Source organism: Sphingomonas parapaucimobilis NBRC 15100 (assembly GCF_000787715.1).
GTDB classification, from domain to species: Bacteria; Pseudomonadota; Alphaproteobacteria; order Sphingomonadales; family Sphingomonadaceae; genus Sphingomonas; species Sphingomonas parapaucimobilis.
Genome location: NZ_BBPI01000117.1, coordinates 1 through 415, shown reverse-complemented (window position 1 = coordinate 415; position 415 = coordinate 1). Strand labels below are relative to the sequence as shown.

Sequence of the window (415 nt, the reverse complement as noted above, 5' to 3'; positions counted from 1 at the left end):
CGACGCCATTGTCGGTCCCCTCGGGGGCAGGCGCATCACGCTCCGTTTCCAATTCTTCCAGCGCGAGTTCGAGCTGCTCGATCTCGCGGCCGAGCTTCTCGGATGAGGCGCCGAACTGCATCCGCCGCAGGCGGGCGATCTGCCCGCGCAGGGTATCGATGAGCAGGTCGCGGGCGGCGAGCGCGGCATTGGCCCGGGCGAGCAAAACTTCCAGCGCGGCGATCCGCGCGGTGGCATCAGCAGGGGAAACAAGCGCTTCCGACACCCCGTTTCCATAGCAGATTGCAGGTCGGGGAGCGAGGGAAAGTGGTGCAAAACCGCCGTTTTCATCCCGCCAGCGTCGGCGTGAACGTCCGTTCCGGCCGCCGCCAGTCGATGCCCTCCAGCAGCATCGACAATTGCGCCGGCGTCAGCA

At 66.7% G+C, this 415-nt stretch carries 1 protein-coding gene and 1 pseudogene; both read right to left on the bottom strand.

Annotation, left to right across the window (positions count from 1 at the left end):
* A partial coding sequence (locus tag SP5_RS18290; protein ID WP_042491516.1) for an IS66 family transposase occupies nucleotides 1-265 on the bottom strand: 265 nt, incomplete at its 3' end.
* A 61-nt stretch (nucleotides 266-326) separates the two neighbouring features.
* A pseudogene (locus SP5_RS19850) lies at nucleotides 327-415 on the bottom strand (IS66 family insertion sequence element accessory protein TnpB); the annotation flags it as partial.